Origin of the sequence: Nocardia brasiliensis ATCC 700358, assembly GCF_000250675.2 — a bacterium.
GTDB classification, from domain to species: domain Bacteria; phylum Actinomycetota; class Actinomycetes; order Mycobacteriales; family Mycobacteriaceae; genus Nocardia; species Nocardia brasiliensis_B.
Window position 1 is genome coordinate 4837690 of record NC_018681.1, and the last position, 23604, is coordinate 4861293.

The 23604-nt window shown below is 70.0% G+C and carries 4 protein-coding genes (1 of these 4 only partly in view); 1 reads left to right on the top strand and 3 read right to left on the bottom strand.

The genetic code is table 11. The features are described 5' to 3' along the window. Both O3I_RS21495 and O3I_RS21500 read right to left on the bottom strand, forming a co-directional pair. Positions 1-4104, bottom strand: partial view of a non-ribosomal peptide synthase/polyketide synthase gene (locus O3I_RS21495; protein ID WP_014985082.1) — the beginning only. 16641 nt of this gene lie to the left of the window's left edge; the window shows 4104 of its 20745 coding nt (coding positions 1-4104); it begins with the start codon at positions 4102-4104; the stop codon falls past the left edge of the window. Next, the gene (locus O3I_RS21500) at positions 4104-19346 is read right to left on the bottom strand and encodes a non-ribosomal peptide synthetase (RefSeq protein ID WP_014985083.1); all 15243 of its coding nucleotides are present in this window, start codon (positions 19344-19346) and stop codon (positions 4104-4106) included. The genes O3I_RS21495 and O3I_RS21500 overlap by 1 nt, the downstream gene beginning before the upstream one ends. 372 nt (positions 19347-19718) lie before the next feature. Here O3I_RS21500 and O3I_RS42810 point away from each other — a divergent pair, with 372 nt between their 5' ends. After that, positions 19719-23096: an AfsR/SARP family transcriptional regulator gene (locus O3I_RS42810; protein ID WP_081594062.1), complete on the top strand. Its 3378-nt coding sequence runs from the start codon at positions 19719-19721 to the stop codon at positions 23094-23096. On the opposite strand, the gene O3I_RS21510 is transcribed toward O3I_RS42810, so the two are convergent. Further along, a complete protein-coding gene (locus O3I_RS21510) occupies positions 23038-23598 on the bottom strand; it encodes a VanZ family protein (protein ID WP_014985085.1) in 561 nt (186 codons plus the stop codon). The two genes, O3I_RS42810 and O3I_RS21510, sit on opposite strands and share 59 nt — an antisense overlap. Positions 23599-23604: the final 6 nt, after the last annotated feature.

The window sequence follows — 23604 nt, forward strand, 5'->3', positions numbered from 1 at the left end:
GGCAAGGGCTTTCGCCCGGACCTGAGCGACGATCTCCGCGAACGACGCGGCGGGCGTGACGGCCGTCCGCAGCACCCAGGTGTTCACGAAGAAGCCCACCAGATCGGCCAGTGCCTCATCGGTGCGCCCGGCGATCGGCGAGCCGATCGGAATGTCCTCGCCCGCACCGAGTTCGAACAGCAACACCGCCAAGGCCGCCTGCAACACCATCGAGACGGTCGCGCCCGCATCCGCCGCCGAGCGTTCCACCGCGGCGCGCGTCGCGGGATCGATGCCGAACGCCACCACGTCGCCGCGATAGCCGGCGACCCGTGGTCGTGGCCGGTCCGTCGGCAGTCGCAATTGTTCGGGCAGTCCGTCGAGTTCGCGCCGCCAGTACTCGTACTGCTGAGACAGCACGCTGTCCGGATCGGTCTGCGCGCCGAGCAGTTCGCGTTGCCACAGCGTGTAATCCGCGTACTGCACCGGCAGCGGCGACCAGTCCGGCGCCCGTCCCGCGAGGCGGGCCGCGTACGCCGACGCCAGATCCCGCAGCAGCGGCGTCATCGACCAGCCGTCCCCCGCGATGTGATGCAGCAGCACCACGACCACGCATTCGTCGTCGGCGCACCGGAACACGGTGGCGCGGACCGGGATCTGCGTGGACAGGTCGAAACCGTAGCGCACCGCCGCGCGCACCGCGACCGCCACCTCGCCCGGGTCCGTGTCGGTGACGACGACCGGCACGTCGGCGGATTCCGCGGCCATGATCTGTTGCGCGGGTATGCCGTCGCGCTCGGTGAACACCGTGCGCAGGCTCTCGTGCCGGGCCACCACATCGCGCAGCGCGCCGCCCAGCGCCGCCACGTCCACCCCGCGCAACCGCACCGCCAACGGGATGTTGAAGGTGGCCGACGGTCCTTCCAAGCGGTGCACGAACCACAGCCGCCGCTGCGCGTACGAGAGCGGCAGCACGTCCGGGCGCGGTCGCGGCGCCAACGCCGGCCGGGGCCGGGCACCGGTCTCGAGCCGGGTCACCAACTGCGCCACGGTCGGCGCCTCGAAGATCGCGCGGATCGCGACCTCGACCCCCATCGCCGTCCGGATCCGGCTGGCCAGCCGCGTCGCCAGCAGCGAGTGCCCGCCCAGTTCGAAGAAGCTGTCGTCCGCGCCGACCCGCTCGACGCCGAGCACCTCGGCGAACAATGCGGCGAGCAATCGTTCCTGCGCCGTGCCGGGCGCTCGGTACTCCGCCGCGGACCTCAGCTCCGGGACCGGCAACGCGGCCCGATCGAGCTTGCCATTGGCGGTCCGCGGCACCGAGTCCACCACCAGCACCGCCGCGGGCACCAGGAAGTCCGGCAGGCGGGTACCCGCGAAACGACGCACCTCGGCACCGTCGAGTTCCGCCGCGGCCGCGCGCTCGGCGACCACGTACCCGATCAGCTGCTTGCCCCGGGATTCGGTGTCCACCGCGACGACCACGGCCTGTGCGACCGAAGGATGCTGTGCCAGAGCGGCTTCCACCTCGCCGGGCTCGACCCGGAACCCGCGGATCTTCACCTGATCGTCGGCCCGGCCCACGAACTCCAGCACGCCCGCGGCGGTCCAACGCACGACATCACCGGTGCGGTACAGCCGCCCACCCGCCGGGTCGAACGGGTCTGCCACGAAACGGCCCGCCGTCAATCCCGGCCGCCCGCGATAGCCGCGGGCCAACTGCGCACCGGCCGCATACAATTCGCCGGCGACACCCACGGGCACCGGCAACAGCCGCGAATCCAGCACGTATACCCGGGTATTGGCCACCGGCCCGCCGATGGGCACGGTAGCGCCCGCGACGAGATCCGGTGTCACATAAGACGTCACGTTCACCGTCGCCTCGGTCGGGCCGTAGAGGTTGGCTACCCGCACCCCGTCGCACACCGCCCGCAGCCCCTCGACCAGTGCCGAAGACACCGTGTCGGCACCGGTGTGCACCTGTGCCAGGGCGGCCAGCGGCCGATCCGGCAGCGGTGCGGCGTATTCGACCAACGCGGCGAGCAGCACCGGTGTCGCGAACATTCGCGTCACCGAGTGCAGCGCGACCAGGCGCGAGATCTCCGCCGGATCCGACCGCTGCTCGGTCGCGACCACCAGGGTCGCTCCGCCGCACAGGGCGGGCCAGATCTCGTAGGTGGACGCGTCGAAGGCGATCGACGAATGCACCAGCACCCGATCCGAAGGCCCCGCCGACCACGCCTGGGCAACCAGGTTCACCACGTTGCGATGTGTGATACCAACACCTTTGGGCACACCGGTTGAACCGGAGGTGTAGATCACGTATGCCAGGTCTTCGGCCGAGGGCCCGTCGACCGGACTCGCAAGTCCCGTGTCCGCGGTGTCGACAGACAGGTACGGTACGTCCGCGGGCGGGAGCACATGTGCCGTGCTCGGATCGGTCACCACGACGACCGGCGTGGCGTCGGCGAGCACGAAAGCCAGCCGCTCCGACGGATATCCGGGGTCGATCGGCAAGTAACCGCCCCCGGCGCGCAACACCGCAACCAACGCGACCAGCAGATCCACCGAACGCGGCAGCGCCACCGCCACGACGGTGTCCGGACCGACACCCCGCGAGATCAGCACGCGCGCCAGCTGATCCGCGCGAGCGCCGAGATCCCGATAGGTCAGCCGGTGCGCACCGCAGATCACCGCGACCGCGTCCGGCGTGCGCGCCACCTGCGCTTCGAACAGTCCGATGACCGTGGTGCCGGGCAGCTCGCGCGCGGTGTCGTTCCAGCGGCGCAACACCAGCGCGCGTTCGCCGGTGTCGAGCAGGTCGATCGACCCCACCTGACGATCCGGCGCGGACACGGCCGCCCGGACGAGCCGGACGAACCGCGCCGTCAGCGCCTCGATGGTGGCCCGATCGAACAGGTCGGTGGCGTATTCGACGTGCATGTCCCAGCCACCGGCGGCGTCGGCGACGTTGAACGTCAGATCGAAGCGCGAGGTCGTCGTCGCCAGCGCATAGGGCTCGAAGCCGACCCCGGACAGGGAAAAGGTCGGGGCAGTGTTGTTCTGGACGCTCAGCAGGACCTGGAACAGCGGATGGTGCGCGGCCGAACGTGCCGGATTGAGCAGCTCGACCAGCAATTCGAACGGCAGATCCTGATTCTCGTAGGCGGCCAGCGCTTTCGCCTTCACCTGACCGACGAGGTCGGCGAAGGTGTCCGTCGGCGATACCTGAGCGCGCAGCACCCAGGTGTTGACGAAGAACCCGACCAGCTCGGTCAGCGCGTCGTCGGTGCGACCCGCGATCGGCGCGCCGATCGGAATATCCTCGCCCGCACCGAGTTTGGCCAGCAGCACCGCCAGGGCCGACTGCCACACCATCGAGACCGTGGCCCCCGCCGCCGTGGCGAAGCGCTCCACCTCGGCGCGCAACTCGGCGTCGATCCCGTAAACCAGCACCTCACCGCGATGGCTCGCCACCCGCGGCCGCGGCCGGTCCGTCGGCAGCGGCAGTTGTTCGGGCACCCCGTCCAGTTCCTGCCGCCAGTAGGCGAACTGCTGGGACAGCACGCTGTCCGGATCGGTCGCCGACCCGAGCAATTCCTGTTGCCACAGCGTGTAATCCACGTACTGCACCGGCAGCGGCTCCCATTCCGGCGCCGTGCCCTGCCGCCGCGCCGCGTACGCCTCGGACAGGTCGCGCAGCAGCGGTGTCATGGACCAGCCGTCACCGGCGATGTGGTGGATCAGCAACACCACCACGCAGGCGTCAGCCGCATAGCGGAACACGTCGGCCCGGACCGGGACTTCCGACGCCAGATCGAACTCGCACCGCACCGCCGCCGTCACGGCGGCCTCGAGTTCGGCGGCGGCCACCTCGGTGACCGTCACCGGCACCTCGACCCGGTCCACGTCGAGCACCCGCTGCCCGGGCACGCCGTCCACCTCGACGAAGATCGTGCGCAGGCTCTCGTGCCTGCCGACCACGTCACCGACCGCGGCCGCGAAGGCCCGCGCATCGAACGGACCGGTCAACCGGACCGTCAGCGGCATGTTGTAGGTGGCGGACGGGCCGTCCAGCCGATGGATGAACCACAACCGCCGCTGCGCGTACGACAACGGAATCATCACAGACCCACCTCTCGGTTCATCCTGCGCAGCGCCGGTCGTCGCGAGGGCGCGAGCCGGGGCCACCGGTCGGCGAGTTCGGCGACGGTCGCGGCCTCGAACATCACCCGGATCGGCACCTCGACACCGAGCACCGCCCGGATCCGGCTCGCCAGCCGGGTGGCCAGCAGCGAGTGGCCGCCCAGCGCGAAGAAGCTGTCGTCGATGCCCACCCGTCCGACCCCGAGTATTTCGCTGAACAGGCCCGTCAGGGTCTGCTCGAGATCGTTGCGCGGCGCCCGATAAGCCTTGGCGGACAAGAAGTCCGGATCCGGCAGGGCGGCACGATCGAGCTTGCCGTTCGCGGTCAGCGGCACCGCGTCCAGCACCAGCACCGCCGTCGGCACCATGAAATCCGGCAGCCGTTCGGCCGCGAACGCCCGCACACCGGCGGGCAGCAGGCTGTCCTGCGGGTTGTTGGCGTAGTGTCCACGGTCCTCGACAGCGCCCGCCGGCAGGTAGACCCCGTCGAGCGAACGTCCTTGCGCGCCTGCCGCATCGACGAACACCGCGTCCATCCGATCCGGTCGCGCCGACCAGGTGACGGCGGCGGCGTAACCGAACTGTCCGGCCAGCACATGCAGGTCCTCGGGCAGCAAGCCGACCTCGGCCGGGTCCGAAGACGCGAGCATCCCCTCGAAACCGGCTGTGCGCGGGTCGCTTTGCGGGCCGCTCGACACCGCCATACCCTCCGCGATACGCCGCGTCGCGGCGATCTGACCGAGCAGTCCGGCGTGTGGAATCCCGGTGACCCGAAGCCCTTCCGGGTGCCGCGACCGCAACAGCTCGCGCAGCCGGTCACCGTCGTCGAACTCGACCTTCGGCAGGTCGAGCACCGAGATCGGCGTGGCCGGGCTCGTGTGCAGGACCACGTCGTAGCGGAACCGGGTCAGCTCGTTGACCGATCGTCCACGCTTGAGCTGGATGTCGACCGCGTCGAATCCGGCCGCGAGGAAGTACTCCGGCGCCAGGAGCAGTTCCTGTTCCCCCGCGATATCGCGCCGGACGCGGTCGGCGACCGCCGCCGGGTCCTCGCCGCCGTGGCGGGTGACCTGCACGGCGGTCGTGAACTCGGGCAGTAGCGCCAGATTGCGCACGTCGCCCACGAACACCGCACCACCCGGGGCCAACAGGCCGCGGACGCGGTCGAGCACCCGGCGCAGATACGCTTCGCTCGGGAAGTACTGGACGACGGAGTTCAACACCACTGTGTCGAAGTGGTGCTGCGGCAACCCCGTCACGTCATCGGCGGCTTGGGCACTCAGGACGACCCGATCCGTCCAGTCCGCGTCCAGCCGCGCGAGCTGCTGCCGCAGCGTGTCGACGGTCGCCGCCGACAGGTCCGTCGCCCGGTATTCGACGCAGTCCGGGGCGAGTTCCGAGAGCAGCAGACCCGACCCGACACCGATTTCGAGCAGCCGCCCCGGGCCCAAGCCGCGAATGCGCTCGACCGTGGCGGACCGCCATTCCCGCATCTGTGCCAACGGAATCGGCGCACCGGTGTAACTGCTGTTCCAACCACCGAAGTCGCCACCGAACGGCGTCTCGCCCGCCGCCGGCGGCGCGGCCGCACCGCCGTGCCCGTTGCGGGAACCGTTGCCGGCCTTGCTCGCACCGGAATACAGGTCGTCGTACACGCGGCGCCACTGGCCCACCAGTTCGTCCTCACCACCGGCGGGGCCCGAGCGATCGGGCACCACGTAGCCGATCAGATGCTTGCCGCCCGTCTCCGTCTCGCGCGCGACGACGACGGCGCTGGACACCGAAGGATGCTGGGCCAGCACGGTTTCCACTTCGCCCGGCTCCACCCGGAAGCCGCGGATCTTCACCTGGTCGTCGACCCGGCCCGCGAATTCCAGCTGCCCCGAGCGGTTCCAGCGCACCACGTCACCGGTGCGATACAACCGGCCGCCGGCGGCGTCGAACGGGTCGGCCACGAACCGGGCCGCGGTCAGTCCGGGCCGGCCCCGATAACCCCGTCCCACTTGGGCGCCCGCCACGTACAGCTCACCGGCCACGCCCACCGGCACGGGCATCAGCCACGAATCCAGCACGTACACCCGGGTATTCGGCACCGGCACCCCGATCGGCACCGGCCCGTCGAGTTCGGTCCCGGCGTCGTAGGTGGTCACGCACGCCGTGGTCTCGGTGGGCCCGTAGCCGTTCATGATCTGCGCCCGCGCACCGCGTTCGGGCAGCTTGCGCACGACGTCGGCGGTCAGTTCGGCGCCGCCGACGATCACCCGGCGCAACGATTGCAACGGACTGCCGGGCAGCGACGCCACATGGTCGGACAGTGCCGCGAGCAGCGGTGGTGTGGCGAACATCTTGGTCACCGATTGCCGTTGCACCAGCCGAGTGATTTCCGCCAGATCCGCGCGCTGCTCGCAGGTCAGCACGACCGCCGCGCCGCCGCACAGCGCAGGCCAGATCTCGTAGGTGGTCGCGTCGAAGGCGATCGAGGAGTGCACCAGCACCCGGTCCTCCGACGACACCGACCATGCCTGCGCAACCAGGTTGACGACGTTGCGATGGGTGATCGCCACGCCTTTCGGCCGGCCGGTCGAGCCGGACGTGTAGATCACGTACGCCAGGTTCTGCGGCGCGGGCGCGCTGCTCGGAACCTGGGCGGAGCCGTCACGCCCGGCCATGGCCGCTACCGCGTCGGGCGCGTCCAGGTGCACCTGCGGTGCCGCGGTCGACGGCAGCAGCTTCGCGGTCGCCGAATCCGTCACCAGGACAACGGGAGCCGCGTCGGTGAGCACGAATTCGACGCGATCCGACGGGTACGCCGGATCGATCGGCAAGTACCCGCCCCCGGCCTTCAACACCGCCAGCAACGCCACGAGCAAATCCGGCGAGCGCGGCAATGCCACCGCCGCCAGCCGCTCCGCGCCGACCCCGTAGGCCGTCAGCATCCGCGCCAACCGCCCCGCGCGCAGGTCGAGTTCGTGATAGGTGAGTTCGGTGTCGGCACACACCACCGCGAGCTCCTTCGGCGTCCGCGCCACCTGTGCCTCGAACACCTCGATCAGGGTCGTCTCCGGCACCGCCGCCGTGGCCGCGTTCCACCTGTGCAGCATCGACTCTCGTTCGTCCGCGCCGAGTACATCGATCGACCCGACGGCGGCGGCCGGTGCCACCACGATCCGGCGTAGCACCTGCTCGAACCGGCGCACCATGGTCTCGACCGTCGACCCGTCGAACAGTTCGGTCGCGTATTCGACCAGCCCGCTCCAGGCCTGGCCGGCCGGTGCGTCGGTGATGTTGAAGAACAGGTCGAATCGGGCGGTCGCCGTGGTCGCGACATGCGGCTCGAACCGCACGCCGGGCAGCTCGAGGGTCGGCAGCGAGTTGTTCTGGAAAGCCAGCGACACCTGGAACAACGGGTGATGCGCCGCCGAGCGCGCCGGATTGAGCAGCTCGACCAGCAGTTCGAACGGGACGTCCTGGTTCTCGTAGGCGGCCAGCGCCTTCGTCCGCACCTGGGCCAGGACCTCCCGGAACGACAGGGCCACCGGGACCTTCGCGCGCAGCACCCAGGAGTTCACGAAGAAGCCCACCAGATCGGCCAAGGCCTCGTCGGTGCGCCCGGCGATCGGTGACCCGATCGGAATATCCTCGCCCGCACCGAGTCTGCTCAGCAGCACGGCCAGCGCCGCCTGCAGCACCATCGAGACCGTCGCGCCTTCGGTCGCCGCCAATCGCTCGACTGCCGTGCGTATTTCGGGATCGATCTCGAAGAACACCATATCGCCGCGGTAGCTCGCCACCCGCGGCCGTGGGCGGTCGGCCGGCAGCTGGAGCTGGTCGGGCAGGCCGTCGAGTTCACGACGCCAGTACTCGAATTGCCGTGCGAGCACACTGTCCGGATCGGTGGCCTCGCCCAGCAACTCGCGCTGCCACAGCGTGTAGTCCACGTACTGCACCGGCAGCGGCGGCTGATCCGGCGCCCGGCCGCCGATGCGCGCCGTGTACGCCGTCGACAGGTCCCGCAGCAGCGGCGTCATCGACCAGCCGTCACCGGCGATGTGATGGATCAGCAGTACCACCACATACTCGTCCGCGCCGCACTCGAAAACGTCTGCGCGCAGCGGGATCTCGGTCGACAGATCGAAGCCGTAGCGCACGGCGTCCGTCACCGCGGCGTCGACCTCGGCCGGGTCGACGGTGCGGCGGTGTACCGGAACCTCGAGCCGGTCCGCGTCGAGTACCCGTTGCGACGGCACGCCGTCGGCGTCGGCGAAGATCGTGCGCAGGCTTTCGTGCCTGCGCACCACGTCACCGATGGCCGTGGTCAGCACCGCGGCGTCGGCCCCGTGCAGCCGCACCGCGTAGGCCATGTTGTAGGTGGCCGAGGGTCCTTCGAGCCGGTGGATGAACCACAGGCGCCGCTGCGCGAACGACAACGGCACCACGTCCGGGCGCGGCCGCGCGACCAGGGCCGGCCGCAGCATCGCCCCTGCGTCGAGCCGAGTCACCAACTGCGCCACTGTCGGTGCGTCGAACACCGTCCGGATCGGCACCTCCACCCCGAGCACCACCCGGATGCGGCTGGCCAACCGGGTGGCGAGCAACGAGTGCCCGCCCAGCGCGAAGAAGCTGTCATCGATACCGACGCGGTCCAGGCCGAGAATCTCGGCGAACAATTCGGCCAGCACCCGCTCGCGCTCGTCACGCGGTGCCCGGTAGGCGCGGACGGGGGCGAACTCGGGGTCGGGCAGGGCGGCCCGGTCGAGTTTGCCGGTGGCGGTCAACGGCACCGAATCGAGCACCAGCACGGTCGCGGGCACCATGAACTCGGGCAGACGGTCGGTGGCCCACCGGCGTACCTCGGCGGCCAGCAGGCCCGCGTGCGGGCTGTTCGCGTATCCGGCCGGATCACCCTGCACCGTCTGGGTGTACACGTCGGCGAGCGGTCCGTCCGGCGCCGTCACGGCGTCGACGAACACGGCCGTCATCCGGCCCGGCTCCGCCGACCAGGTGACCGCGGTCCGATAGCCGAATTCCGTACCGAGCCGGTGCAGGTCCTCGGGCAGCAGACCGGCTGCCGAGCGCGCCGTGTAGTCACCGACCACGCCTTCGAAACCCGCGGCGAGCGCACCGGTTTCGCGGTCCGGGTCGACCGGCACACCGTTGCGAATCCGATGTGCGGCCGCGACCTCCCCGACCAGCCCGGCGTGCGGGATACCGGTGACCCGGACGCCGGCACAACGCTCCCGCAGCAGCGTCCGGAGCCATTCTTCGTCGCGGAAAACAGCTTTCGGCAGCTCGGCAACGGCGACGGGTGCCACCGGCGCCTTGTACAGCACCACGTCGTACCGGTACCGGGTCAGCTCGTTCACCGAATATCCCCGCTTCAGCGCGATATCCACCGCGCCGATCCCGAGCGTCTCGCGCAAAGCCTCGAAATACTCCGGTGCGAGCAGCAACTCCTGTTCGGCGGCGATATCGCGGCGCACGCGGTCCTCGACCGCCGCCGGATCCGCGCCGCCGTTGCGCCGGATCTGCGCCGCGGTGGTGAACTCCTTGAGCAGGGCCAGATTTCGGATGTCACCGACGAACACCGCGCCGCCGGGCGCCAGCACGCGCAGCGCGTGCTCGAGCACCCGGCGCAGGTACCGCTCCCCGGGGAAGTACTGGATCACCGAGTTCACGATCACGGTATCGAAATGGCCCGCCGGCAATCCGGACCCGTCGTCGGCGGCCCGGACGCTCAACTCGACGTGCTCGACCCAGTCCTCGGACAACTCCGCGAGCTGGTGGCGCAGCGAGGCGATGGTCTCGGCGGAGAAGTCCGTCGCGTGGTACTCGACGCATTCCCGGGCCAACTGCGACATCAGCAAACCCGAACCCACACCGATCTCCAGCACCCGACGCGGACCCAACCCCCGAATCCGATCCACCGTCGCCGCCCGCCACTCCCGCATCTGCGCCAACGGAATCGCCGCACCGGTGTAACTGCTGTTCCACCCACCGAAGTCGTTGCCGAACCCGGCCTGTGCGCCGATTCGGGTGCCGGGCTCGCTCATCCCGGCGTACAGGTCGTCGTAGACCCGGCGCCACTGCCCCACCAACTCGTCCTCGCCCACGATCGGCCCCGAACGGTCGGCGACGACGTAACCCACCAGCTGCTTGCCGCCCTCGTTGCCGGTGTCGCGGGCCACCACCACCGCCTGCGCCACCGACGGGTGTTGCGCCAGTACGGATTCCACCTCGGCCGGTTCCACCCGGAACCCGCGGATCTTGACCTGATCGTCGGCCCGGCCGACGAACTCCAGCACGCCCGAATCCGTCCAGCGGACCATGTCGCCGGTCCGATACAGCCGTCCGCCCGCCGGATCGAACGGATCGGCCACGAACCGCGCGGCAGTCAACCCCGCCCGCCCGCGGTAGCCGCGCGCCAATTGCGCGCCGGACACATACAATTCACCGGCCACGCCCACCGGGACCGGCGTGAGCCACGAATCCAGCACGTACACACGGCTGTTCGCCACCGGCGCCCCGATCGGGACCACCGCGTCCCGCAGGCCGGCGGGCACGCGATAAGCGGTGACGTCCACCGTCGCCTCGGTCGGACCGTAGAGGTTGTCGACCCGGACATCGCCGCACACCGTTTGCAACGCGTCGACCAATCCGCTGGGCAACGTGTCGGCTCCGGTGTTCACCTGGGTCAGGCTGCGCAGGGGCGTGCCCGGCAACGACACCGCGTGCTCGACCAGCGCCGAGAGCAGCGGCGGTGTCGCGAACAGCTTCGTCACCGACCGGCTCGCGATCAGGCGGGTGATCTCCCCCGGATCCGAGCGCTCCGCCGCGGCGATCACCAGCGCCGCGCCGCCGCACAGCGCGGGCCAGATCTCGTAGGTGGACGCGTCGAACGCGACCGAGGAGTGCACCAGCACCCGATCGCCGGAACTCGCCGACCAGGCCTGGGCCACCAGGTTGACCACGTTGCGATGCGTCACGCCGACACCTTTGGGCACGCCGGTCGAACCGGACGTATAGATCACATACGCCAGGTTCTGCGGCCGAGCCGTACCGCCGACGTCGCCGAGATCCGGCAGCTCCGCCGTGTCGACCTCCAGGCGCGGTATCGCGTTGTGCGGCAACACGTTCTCGGTGGCGGCATCGGTGAGCACGAGCACCGGCGCCGCGTCGTCCAGCACGAACGCCAAACGATCCGTCGCGTACACCGGATCGACCGGCAGATATCCGCCACCCGCCTTCAGCACCGCGAGCAACGCGACGACCAGCTCCGGCGACCGGGGCAGGGCCACCGCGACGACGCGGTCGGGGCCGACGCCGTGGGCGCGCAGGCGCCGCGCGAGCCGATCGGCCTGGCCGTCGAGGTCACGGTAGGTGAGTTCGGTCGCCGCGCCGACGACGGCCACCGCGTCGGGGGTGCGGGCGGCCTGCTTTTCGAACAGCCCGGCCACGGTGGTTTCCGGCAGCGCGCACGCGGTGTCGTTCCAGCGGGCCAGCACCAGTTCACGTTCCGCACCGTCGAGCAGATCGATTGTGCCCACCGGTTCGGCCGGGCTCGACACCGCCTGCCGCAGTACCCGCACCAGCCGGTGCGCCATGGCCGCGACCGTGGACCGATCGAACAGTTCGGTCGCGTACTCGACGAAGCCGCGCCACGGCGCACCGGCCGGTGCCTCCGAGACATTGAAGAACAGGTCGAAGCGCGAGGTGGCGGTGGACGCGTCGTACGGTTCGAGCCGCACCCCCGACAGCTCCAGGGCGGGCAGCGTGTTGTTCTGGAAGGCCAGCGTCACCTGGAACAGCGGATGGTGCGCCGCCGAACGCACCGGGTTGAGCAACTCCACCAGCAGTTCGAACGGAATATCCTGATTCTCGTACGCGGCCAGCGCTTTCGCCCGGACCTGCCCCAGCACCTCGGCGAACGACGCCGCGGCCGTGACCGTGGCGCGCAGCACCCAGGTGTTCACGAAGAAGCCGACCAGATCCGCCAACGCCTCGTCGGTCCGCCCGGCGATCGGCGCGCCGATCGGAATATCCTCCCCCGCACCGAGTTTGGACAGCAACACGACCAGCGCCGCTTGCCACACCATCGACACGGTCGCGCCTTCGCGAGCCGCGAACTGTTCCACCTCCGCGCGCAGTGACGCGTCGACCTCGAAGGGGACCACGTCGCCGCGGTAGCTCGCCACCCGCGGCCGCGGCCGGTCGGCGGGCAGCCGCAGCTGCTCGGGCAGATCGTCGAGTTCGTTTCGCCAGTACTCGAATTGGCGCGCGAGCACACTGTCCGGATCGTCCGGCGCGCCGAGCAGGTCCCGCTGCCACAGCGTGTAGTCCACGTACTGCACCGGCAGCGCGGTCCAGCGCGGGGCGCGGCCGGCCAGGCGGGAGTCGTACGCGGCGGACAGATCCCGCAGCAGCGGCGTCAGCGACCAGCCGTCCCCGGCGATGTGATGGACCAGCATCACCGCGACGCACGCGTCCGGGGCGTACCGGAAAACACTGGTACGCACGGGGATCTCCGCGGACAGGTCGAACCCGTAGCGGGCGGCCTCGGTCACGGCCGCGGCCACCTCGGCGGCGGCCACGTCGGTCACCAGCACCGGCACCTCGATGTCGTCCGTCGCGAGTACCCGCTGGGCGGGCACGCCGTCGGCGGCGACGAAGATCGTGCGCAAGCTCTCGTGCCTGGCCACCACATCACGCACGGCGGCACCGAAGGCCGTGATGTCCAGTCCGTGCAGCCGGACCGCCAGCACCATGTTGTAGGTGGCCGAGGGACCTTCCAGGCGGTGGATGAACCACAGCCGCTGCTGCGCGTAGGACAGCGGAATCACCTCGGGCCGAGCCTGACTCAGCAGCGCGGGACGCACCTTCGCGTCGGCGTCGAGCCTGGTCACCAGCTGCGCCACGCTCGGCGCATCGAACACCGTCCGGATCGGCACCTCGACACCGAGCACCACCCGGATCCGGCTGGCCAGCCGGGTGGCCAGCAGCGAATGACCACCCAGTTCGAAGAAACTGTCGTCCACGCCGACCCGGTCGCGGCCGAGGATCTCGCGATACAGCTCGACCAGCATGTGTTCCTGGATGGTGCTCGGTGCGCGATACCGTGCGCCGGAACGCAACTCGGGCGCGGGCAGCGCGCCCCGATCCAGTTTGCCGTTCGGTGTCAACGGCACCGCGTCGAGGACGAGAACCGCTGCGGGCACCATGAATTCGGGCAGCCGCTCGGCGGCGAACGCGCGCACGTCCGCGCCGGTCAGCTCGGCGTGACCGTTCGTGCCCGCCGCCCTGCCAGTGTGCTGGGCGACGACGTAGCCCACCAACTGCTCGCCGCCGGCGGTGTTCCGGGCCACGACCACGGCGCGGGACACCGAAGGATGCTGTGCCAGCACGATTTCCACTTCTCCCGGCTCCACCCGGAAGCCGCGGATCTTCACCTGATCGTCGACCCGCCCGACGAACTCCAGCTGCCCGGACCGGTTCCAGCGCACCACATCACCGGTGCGGTACAACCGTCCGCCTGCCGTATCGAAGGGATCGGCCACGAACCGTGTGGCGGTGAACCCCGGCCGCCCGCGATATCCGCGCGACACTTGGGCCCCGGCCACGTACAGCTCCCCCGCGACGCCGATCGGCACCGGCCGCAGCCACGAATCCAGCACGAACGCACGGACATCGGCCAGCGGTGACCCGATCGGCACCGCAGGCGCGTGCGCGCTCACGCCGTCGGCGTGGAACACCGTGGCGAACACCGTGGTCTCGGTCGGCCCGTAGCCGTTGCTCACCCGTGCGCCGGCACTGGCGGTCCGCGCCCGGTGCACCAGTGCCGCGTCGAGTTCGGCGCCACCGACGATCACCTGGTTCAAGCCGCGCAGCGGCCGGCCCGGCATCGTTTCCGCGTGTTCGAGCAGCACCGCCAGCAACGCCGGAGTGCAGAACATCTTGGTCACCGCCCGCGACGCGACCAGTCCGATGATCTCGGCCGCGTCCGACCGCGGCGCACCGGCGAGCACCACGGCGCCGCCCGCGATCAGCGCGGGCCAGATCTCGTAGGTCGAGGCGTCGAACGCGGTCGAGGAGTGCACCAGGACGCGCTCGCCCGGTCCCGCCGCCCACGCCTGTCCCGCAAGGCTGTGCACGTTGTCGTGTGTGACCGCAACACCTTTGGGCACACCGGTCGAGCCGGACGTGTAGATCAAGTACGCCAGATTGCCCGTACGCGCGGCACCGCCGCGTGGCGCTCCGGTTGTGCCGAGGTACTCGAGCTCATCGAGGTGCAGACGGGCGACCGCGGTGTCCGGCAGCGTAGGGGCGGTGGCACGGTCGGTGACGAGCACCACGGGTGCGGCATCGGCGAGGATGAACGCCAGCCGGTCCGAGGGATACGCCGGATCGATCGGCAGGTACCCGCCACCCGCTTTCCACACCGCCAGCAACGCCACGATCAGCTGCGGTGCGCGCGGCAAAGCCACCGCCACAATCGTTTCCGGACCCACCCCCTGCGCGGTCAGGACGTGCGCGAGCCGATTCGCCCGATCATCGAGTTCCTGGTACGAGATCTCTGCGTCCGCGCCGACGACCGCGGTCGCGGCCGGGGTCGCGGCCGCCTGCGCCTCGAACCGCTCGAGCGTGGTACCGCGCCGAACCGACGGCACGGCGTGCTGGTTCCACTGCCGCACCACCAGATTCCGCTCCGCGCCGTCGAGGACGTCGATCGACCCCACCGGACGGTCCGGATCCGCCACCACCTGGCGCAGGATCCGCACCCAGCGCGCGGCCATCGCCGTGACGGTGTCTCGATCGAACAACTCGGTGGCGTATTCGATGTAACCGTGCCAGCCGACCGGCTCAGGCGCGGCACCGTGATCCGGGGCGTCGGCGATGTCGAAGGTCAGATCGAAGCGCGACGTGGTGGTGGGCGGCAGGAAAGGCGTCACGTCGGCGCCGGGCAGGGCGAGCGCCGGAAAGGCGTTGTTCTGCAACGTCAGCAGCACCTGGAACAGCGGATGATGGGCCGCCGAACGCGCCGGATTGAGCAGCTCGACCAGCAGTTCGAACGGCGCGTCCTGGTTCTCGTAGGCGGCCAGCGCTTTTGCCCGGACTCCGGCCAGGATCTCGGTGAAAGCCGCCGCGGGCGCGACGGTCGCGCGCAGCACCCAGGTGTTGACGAAGCAGCCGACCAGCTCGGCCAGCGCCTCGTCGGTCCGGCCCGCGATCGGCGAGCCGATCGGAATATCCTCGCCCGCACCGAGTTTGTTCAGCAACACCGCCAGCGCCGCCTGCAAGACCATCGACACCGTAGCGCCCGCGCTACCCGCGAGGTGCTCGACCGCGGCCCGGGTAGCGGCGTCGATCTCGAACAGGACGCGGTCGCCGCGATAGCCCGCCACGCGCGGCCGCGGCCGATCCAGTGGCAGCGGCAGCTGCTCGGGCAGTTCGTCGAGTTCGGTTCGCCAGTAGTCGAATTGCCGCGCGAGCACGCTGCCCGGGTCGGCGGCAGAGCCCAGCATCTCGCGCTGCCACAGCGTGTAATCTGCGTACTGCACCGGCAACGGCGCCCACAGCGGCTGGCGCTGCGCACGCCGAGCCGTGTACGCCTGGGACACATCCCGCAGCAGCGTCGTCACCGACCAGCCGTCGCCGACGATGTGATGGATCAGCACGAGCAGCGCCCACTCGTCGGTGCCGCAGCGGAACACGTGGGCCCGCAGCGGGATCTCCGTCGACAGGTCGAAACGGTAGCCCGCGGCCTCGGCCACCGCGCCCGCCGCTTCGGCCGGATCCACGTCGGTGACGAGCACGGGTATCCGCACGCTGCCCGGGTCGAGCACCTGCTGTGCGGGCACACCGTCGGTCTCGGCGAAGACCGTGCGCAGGCTTTCGTGTCTGGCCACCACGTCGCCGAGGGCCGCGGTGAACGCCGCCGGATCGAATGCGCCCCGCACCCGCGCCGCCAGCGGCACGTTGTAGGTGGCCGAGGGTCCTTCCAGCCGTTGGATGAACCACAGCCGCCGCTGGGCGTACGACAGCGGCAGCATGCCCGGCCGTGGACGAGTCGTGAGGGTGGGACGCACCTGGGCGCTGTCGTCGAGCCGAGTCACCAGCTGCGCCACGGTCGCCGCGTCGAAGACCGTCCGGATCGGCACCTCGACGCCCAGCGTCGCGCGGATTCGACTGATCAGGCGGGTGGCGGACAGCGAGTGGCCGCCCAATTCGAAGAAGCTGTCGTCCACGCCGACCCGGTCCACACCGAGCACCTCGGCGAACAGACCCGCCAGGACCCGTTCGGTCTCGTTGCCCGGGGCTCGATATCCCGCCGAGGACACCCACTCCGGGGCAGGCAACGCGGCACGGTCGAGTTTTCCGTTGGGCGTCAACGGCACCGCGTCGAGCACCAGCACCGCGGCGGGCACCAGGAACTCGGGCAGCCGCTCGGCGGCGAATCGGCGCACCTGTGCCCCGTCCAGGCGGTGCCCGTTCGGGCGACCGTTGCGCTCGGCCACCACGTATCCGATCAGCTGCTTGCCGCCTTCGGTGTCGCCGGCCACCACCACCGCCTGGGCCACCGAGGGGTGCTGTGCCAGTACGGCTTCCACCTCGGCCGGTTCGATCCGGAAGCCGCGGATCTTGACCTGATCGTCGGCCCGGCCCAGGTATTCCAGGACGCCGCCCGTGGTCCAGCGGACCACGTCGCCCGTGCGATACAGGCGCCCGCCGCCCGCCGGATCGAACGGATCGGCCACGAAACGGGCCGCGGTCAGCCCGGCTCGTCCCTGGTAGCCGCGCGCCAATTGCGCGCCCGCTACATACAATTCACCGGCGACACCCACGGGTACCGGCAGCAACCACGAATCCAGCACGTACACCCGCATATTCCCCAGCGCCGACCCGATCGGGCTGCCGCCGCGGGCGCGCTGCGCCGCCGACAGTTCGAGTCGCGTGACGTGCACGGTGGTTTCGGTGATCCCGTACATGTTCACCAGTGCCGGGCCGGGCCCGTGGCCCGCCGCGTACCACGGCCGCAGGTAGCCGGGCTGCAATGCTTCGCCGCCGAAAATCACCATGCGCAAGGACGATTCGACGCGGTCGCCGGCGGCGCGCGCTTCGGCCAGCGCGTAGAAGGCGGACGGCGTCTGGTTGAGCACCGTCACGTTCTGGTCCACCACCAGATCCCACAGCTGTGCCGGGGTGCGCACCACGTCCCACGGCACCACGACGCCCCGGCCGCCGTGCAGCAGCGCACCCCAGATCTCCCACACCGAGAAGTCGAAGGCCTGCGAATGGCACCATGCCCATACGTCTTCCGGACCGAAGCCGCACCACGGAGCGGTGCTCAGGAACAGCGAGGCCACGTTGCGATGGGTGACCCCGACGCCCTTCGGCCGCCCGGTGGACCCGGACGTGTAGATGAGGTAGGCCAGATTGCCCGGTCGCAACGGCACCGGACGCACCACGCCCGACCGTTCCCCCGCGACCTCCCCGACCATGATGACCGGAACCGGGTTGCGCGGCAACGTGTTCGCGGTGGCCTCATCGGTGACCACGGCCACCGGCGCGGCATCGTGGAGCACGAATGCCAGCCGCTCGGCCGGATAGCCCGGATCGACGGGCAGATAGGCGCCGCCCGCCTTCACCACCGCCAGGATCGCGACGATCAATTCCACCGATCGCGGCAACGCGACGGCCACCACGCTGTCCGGCCGCACGCCGCGGGAAATCAGCGTGCGCGCCACCCGATCCGACCACAGGTCGAGGTCCCGGTAGGAGAGTTCGGCCGGGCCGGACACCACCGCGACCGCGTCGGGCGCGCGGCGCACCTGCTCTTCGAACAGTCCCACCAACGTCGCCTCCGGGTCCACCGGCACCGCCGTGTCGTTCCACGCCTGCAGCACCAGGCGGCGGTCGGGACCGAGAATGTCCACCGCGCCGATGGATACGCCGGGATCGGCGATCGCCTGGCGCAGGAAACCCGCGATGGAGTCGAGATAGGTGTGCAGGTCGGCGTCGGTATACCGTTGCGCGTCACCCTCGATCCGCAGATAGCCGCCCCGGTCCGAACGCCGCTCGTAATAGAAGACGATGGACAGATCGCCGCTGTTACCGGCGGAATAGAGCTGGAGATCGGCGGTGCCGCCCGACATTTCCAGCGCCCCGAAAAACGACATGACGTTGACGACCGGACCGAACGGATTGCCTTTCGTCTTCGGCATTCTCAGGTCCCGGCGGATATCGGAGAGTCCGTACCGCAGATGATCGCGGGCGCCGGCAATGGTCGCGTAGATCCGATGGGCCAGCTCCGCCAGCGACAGATTGCGGTTCGAATCGACCAGCAGCGGTACCGTGTCCGACAGCTGGCACGGCGTCTTGTGCGCGATCCCGACCTGATTCGACACCGGTATCTGCAAACAGAATTCGTCGCGCAACGCGTAGCGCTGGATCGCGGCCGCCGCCACGGACAGCAGCAGATACGGCAGCTTCACGTCGGCCGCGCGTGCGGCGCTCAGCAGCCCGCCCAGTTCCGCGCCGGAGAAGCTGTGGGTACTGCCGATGCGGCCCGGTGGCGTGCCCGGCGCCGCGTTGCCCGGCAGCCGCAGCGGCTCGATCCCCGCGGGAATCTGCTTGCGCCAGTATGCACGATCGATCGCCTGCTGACGGCGGCGGTAGGCGAGATCATGCTCGATGAGAGCATCGATGTGCACGAAATCGGCTGGTGCTATCGGTGTTCCGGCCACCATGGCGCAGTACACGTCGAGCACCCGCTGCGCCCAGGTGGCCACGCCGACACCGTCCATGATGATGTGGTGGAAGCACATCGAGAGCAGGTAGTGATCGGCGCCGACCTCGAGCAGCGCGACCCGCAGCAGCGAGTCCAGCTCCAGATCGAACCCGAGTTCACGTTCCCGGGCCAGGTAGTCCAGCGCCGCGGCGGTGGGGTCCGGTTCCGCGGTGAAGTCGACGTAGGTCGGCAGCCAATCCCGGATATCCCGTTCCACCTGCATCGGCCCGTTCGGTCCACGGACGATGTTGACCGTCAGCGACGGCGACTCCGCGAAAACCTGCTGCAGGGCGTCGGCGAAATATCCGAGTTCCAGATCCGTATGGATATCGATGTAGACGATGCAATTATTGGGAATATCGGAAAGTTCGTGCGCTATCCACAGTTCTTTCTGAATCGAAGTCAAACTGCGCAGCAGCGATTTGTTACCGGATTGCATAGCGAACTCCCTCGCTCATCACCTGTGCCGGGCGGAACTGATCGTCTGCTGGCCGAAAGTCTGCGATGGTGAGCGTTTCGGGTACGTCCGATCACACAGCCGGGACACGTCGTAGCACGTGCGCGCGCCGTCCACCCCGAATCCCCGTGGGCGGCAACCTCGTCCGGAGCCCGTCGGGGCACGCCGGTACGGCGGCTCAGCTGGTGCACTGCCTGGCCGATCCACCTAGTGGACGCTCGACCATAACTGGATGCGTGATTGCGAGGCCGCAGGCCGACCGGCCCCCTCGCACGTCGTTGCCCCCGAATCCTGGTGCAGCACACTCGATCAGGATGTCCCGGCCTGCGTAACTGGCGCTGTACTAGTGCGTAAATGACTGGTCAAAGTGGTAACTATCCCCGCGTTCCCGCGCTCGGCGCGGCCCGCGCCGCCTATGCTCTGCGCTGGCAGCACATGGTTCAGGAGGGCTTGTCCATGGCTCAAACACAGATCAGATATGGGGTGCTCGGCTCGTTCACGGCATGGCGGGATGACTGTGAAATCGAGTTGGGCCCAGCGAAACAACAGGCAGTGCTCGTGGCGCTGATGCTGGAGATGAACCGGCCGGTAACGGTGAACGCGATCATCGACGGGGTGTGGGGTGAACACCCGCCCGGTGACGCGCGCAACGGTGTCCAGACCTACGTCAGCAGGCTGCGCCGCGCCCTGGCGCCGCGCCGCAAGGTCGCCGAGCCCGCGCTGGTGTGGTCCGAGACGGGGTACGTCCTGCACGGCGACCCCACGCTGTCGGATCACGTCGCGTTCGACCGGCTCCTGGCGACCGCCGAGCGCTGTAGACGCGACAGCGACCTGGCCGCCGCGGCCGCGCACACCGAGGCCGCGCTCGCGCTGTGGCGCGGTGAGCCGTTCAGCGGCTTGGCCGGGCCGATCATCGAGGGCGAACGCCGCCGGTTGCAGGAGCGCTATCTGAGCGCGCTCGAGCATCGGGCCGGTATCAAGATCGCCCTCGGCCACCACGCCGAGGCGGTCTCCGAACTCGCCCCGCTGGTCACGGCCCACCCGCTGCAGGAACGCTTCCGCACGCTGCTCATGCTCGGCCTCTACCACTGCGGCCGCCAGGCGGAGGCGCTGCTGGTCTTCCAGGACGCGCAGCGCAGGCTCGCCGACGAGATCGGCATCGAGCCGGGCCGGGAATTGCGCGAACTGCATCGGCGCATCCTGCGCGACGAGATCGAACCGCCGCCCGCCGCGACCACCGACCCCGGCGGCCCCGACCAGGAGGTGCCGCACCCCGGCCCGGCCGCTCCGGGCGACGGTCCGCTCGGGGCGGGCGAGATCGGCGCCGTGCTCGAGCTGCGCCCCGAGACGCTGCCGAGCCGCAACCAGCTGCCCGGCGATATCGCGGACTTCACCGGCCGCACCGACGAGATGGACCGGCTGCTCGCCGATCTGCCGCCCAAGGCGGGCCGCCCGACGGTGTTGATCGAGGCGATCGACGGTATGGCCGGCGTCGGCAAGACGACCCTGGCGATCCACGCGGCCCACCAGCTCGGCAGCCGCTACCCCGACGCCCAGCTCTACATCGACCTGCACGGCCATGCCGCGCAGAGCGCGCCGGTCGAGCCGATGGTGGCGCTGGACCGGCTGCTGCGCGCGGTGGGCGTGCCGAGCGAATCCATCCCGCCGGATCTCGACGCGCGAGCCGCCCTGTGGCGCACCGAGATCGCGTCCCGGTCGGCGCTGCTGGTCTTCGACAACGTCGCCGACGCCGATCAGGTTCGGCCGCTGCTGCCCGGCACCCCGAGCTGCCTGGTGCTGATCACGAGCAGGCGTAGGCTCGTGGAACTGGAGGTATCGCAAACCCTTTCGCTGGACGTGCTCTCGCCGCAGGACGCCACGGCGCTGTTCGCCACCATCGTCGACGACGAGCGGATCGCGGCCGAGCCCGACGCGGTCGAGGAGACCGTACGGCTGTGCGGCTATCTGCCGCTGGCCATTCGGATCGCGGCCGGGCGGCTGCGCGCCCGGCCGGTCTGGCCGGTCGACCGGCTCGCCGAACGGCTCCGACATCCGAGCCACCGCCTCGAACACCTGTCCGCGGGGTCACGCAGTGTGGCCGCCGCGCTCACCGCCAGCTTTCAGGACCTGCCGCCCGCGCAACAGCGGGTGTTCCGGCTGCTCGGCCTGCACCCCGGTCGCGACTTCGACACCTACGCCACCGCCGCGCTCGCCGAGATCGACAGCTGCGCCGCGGAGCAGATACTCGAGGCGCTGGTCGACGTCCACCTGCTGGAACAGGTTGTCTCCGAACGCTATCGATTCCACAACCTGGTGCGGGACTACGCCGCGACGCTGGAGGAACCCGGCACCGGCGAGGGCAGCGCCGCGCTGACCCGGCTGTTCGACTACTACCGGTACGCCGCCTGGACGGTCGGCCGCAAGATCCTGCCGGACCGCACCAGCCGCATCGCGGATCTGCCGAAACCGGCCACCCCGATGCCCGGGCTGGACAGCCATCACGAGTGCGTGTCCTGGCTGCACACCGAACGGCTCAACCTGTTGGCCGTCGCGCGGGAGGCGACCAGGGCCCGCTGGTCGGACTACACCCGGCTGTTCTCCGAAATCCTGTGGTGGCCTTACGTCACCGGGCTGCGCTGCTCCGACGACGCCATCACGATGCACTTCGACGCGGTCGAGGTGGCCAGGAACAACGGCGAGCAGGCCGAGGAATGCCGCCTGCTGGTGAACCTCGGCTACACGCTGTGGCGGATGCGGCACTGTCAGCAGGCGCTGGTGGTGCTCGACGACGCGGTGCGGCTCGCGCACGGCATGCGCGACTACTCGAACGCCGCGCGGGCCATGCACCACAGCGGCCTGGTCTACTTCCGGATGGCGCGCTACCGGGACGCGCTGATGGGCTACCACCAGTGCCTGTCGCTGTCGCGGCTGATCGGTGACCGGTACCTGGAAGGCTATGCGCTGCAAGGCCTCGGCCAGGTGCACGAGCGAATGGGTTACGTCGACGACGCGTTCGACTACCTGCACCAGGCCGTCGCCATCGCCGCGGACACCGGTGATCCCTATCTGCGTTCCTGTGCGCAGATGCGACTCAGCGACACCGCGGTACGCGTGGGCCGCTACGAGGACGCGCTGACCTACTTGGGCGACGCCGGGAAGTCGCTCGCCGCGATCTCCTCGAAAACCCTGTTCCACAATTATCTTTCGATCCGGATCGGCACCGTCTACGCCCACCTGGAGAAGTACGAGCCCGCGCTGGACAGCTTCCGTGCGGCACTGGCGCGCGCCGAACGCAACAACGACCTGATCCTCAAGTGCTGTACGCATCTGGGGATCGGCGACGTCCATCGTCGTCGTGGTCATCGCCGGGAAGCGCTGGCGCACTACGAGCGGGCGCTGCACATCGCGTGCGCGTCCGGCTCGCCTTACGAGGAGGTGCTCGCCTACGACGCGATCGCGACCGTGAACTACTGCTCGGCGCATTTCTCCGTGGCCCGCCAGCACTGGAAGGACGCGCTCGCGATCGCGGTCGGCCTCGGCATCCCGGAAACCCGGCGGATCGCCGAGCATGTCGCGGGCATCGACTCGACGTTCTCCGCCGCGCGCGCGACGCGCGCGGCGGACGCGCGCTCGGCCGAATTCCGCCGAGCCGCGAATCTGATCCGGGGCGAGGTCACCGCGGCGCAGCGAGCGGCCGCGATGGCGATGATGGCCGATCCGAAAGCGCTGTAACGGTATCGGGCAGGCGCGAGGCCCACCACCGCCGGGAGAGCAGGCCCGCCAGGCCCGCTCCGGCGGCGTTCAGCAGCACGTCGTCCACCGAGGAGTGGCGGCCGATGGCGAGCGCGAACTGCAGCACCTCGACCGCGAGCGACATCGCCGCGCCCGCCAATAGGATGCGATACCAGCGGCCGAACCACGCCCAGCGCACCGGGAGCAGAAGGCCCAGCGCGGCGCACACCAGCAGGTTCCCGCCGAACTGCTCGACCACCCGGTCGTCGGTCAACTGGTCGGCGAGGTCGCGGAGGGGCACCAAATTTACCGAACGACCAGTTCCTTTCGGCGTCAAGATCATCCACAGCCACGGTGCGGTGCCGACCACCAGCCCGACCTCGCACACCGCCGCGCGCCGGCCCCGCCACCGGGCCAGCCACCAGGCCAGCACACCGGCCACCGGCAGCACGGCGGACGCGGCGAGCACGACCTCGCCCCACGCCTCCCACGTCCCGTTCACACCACT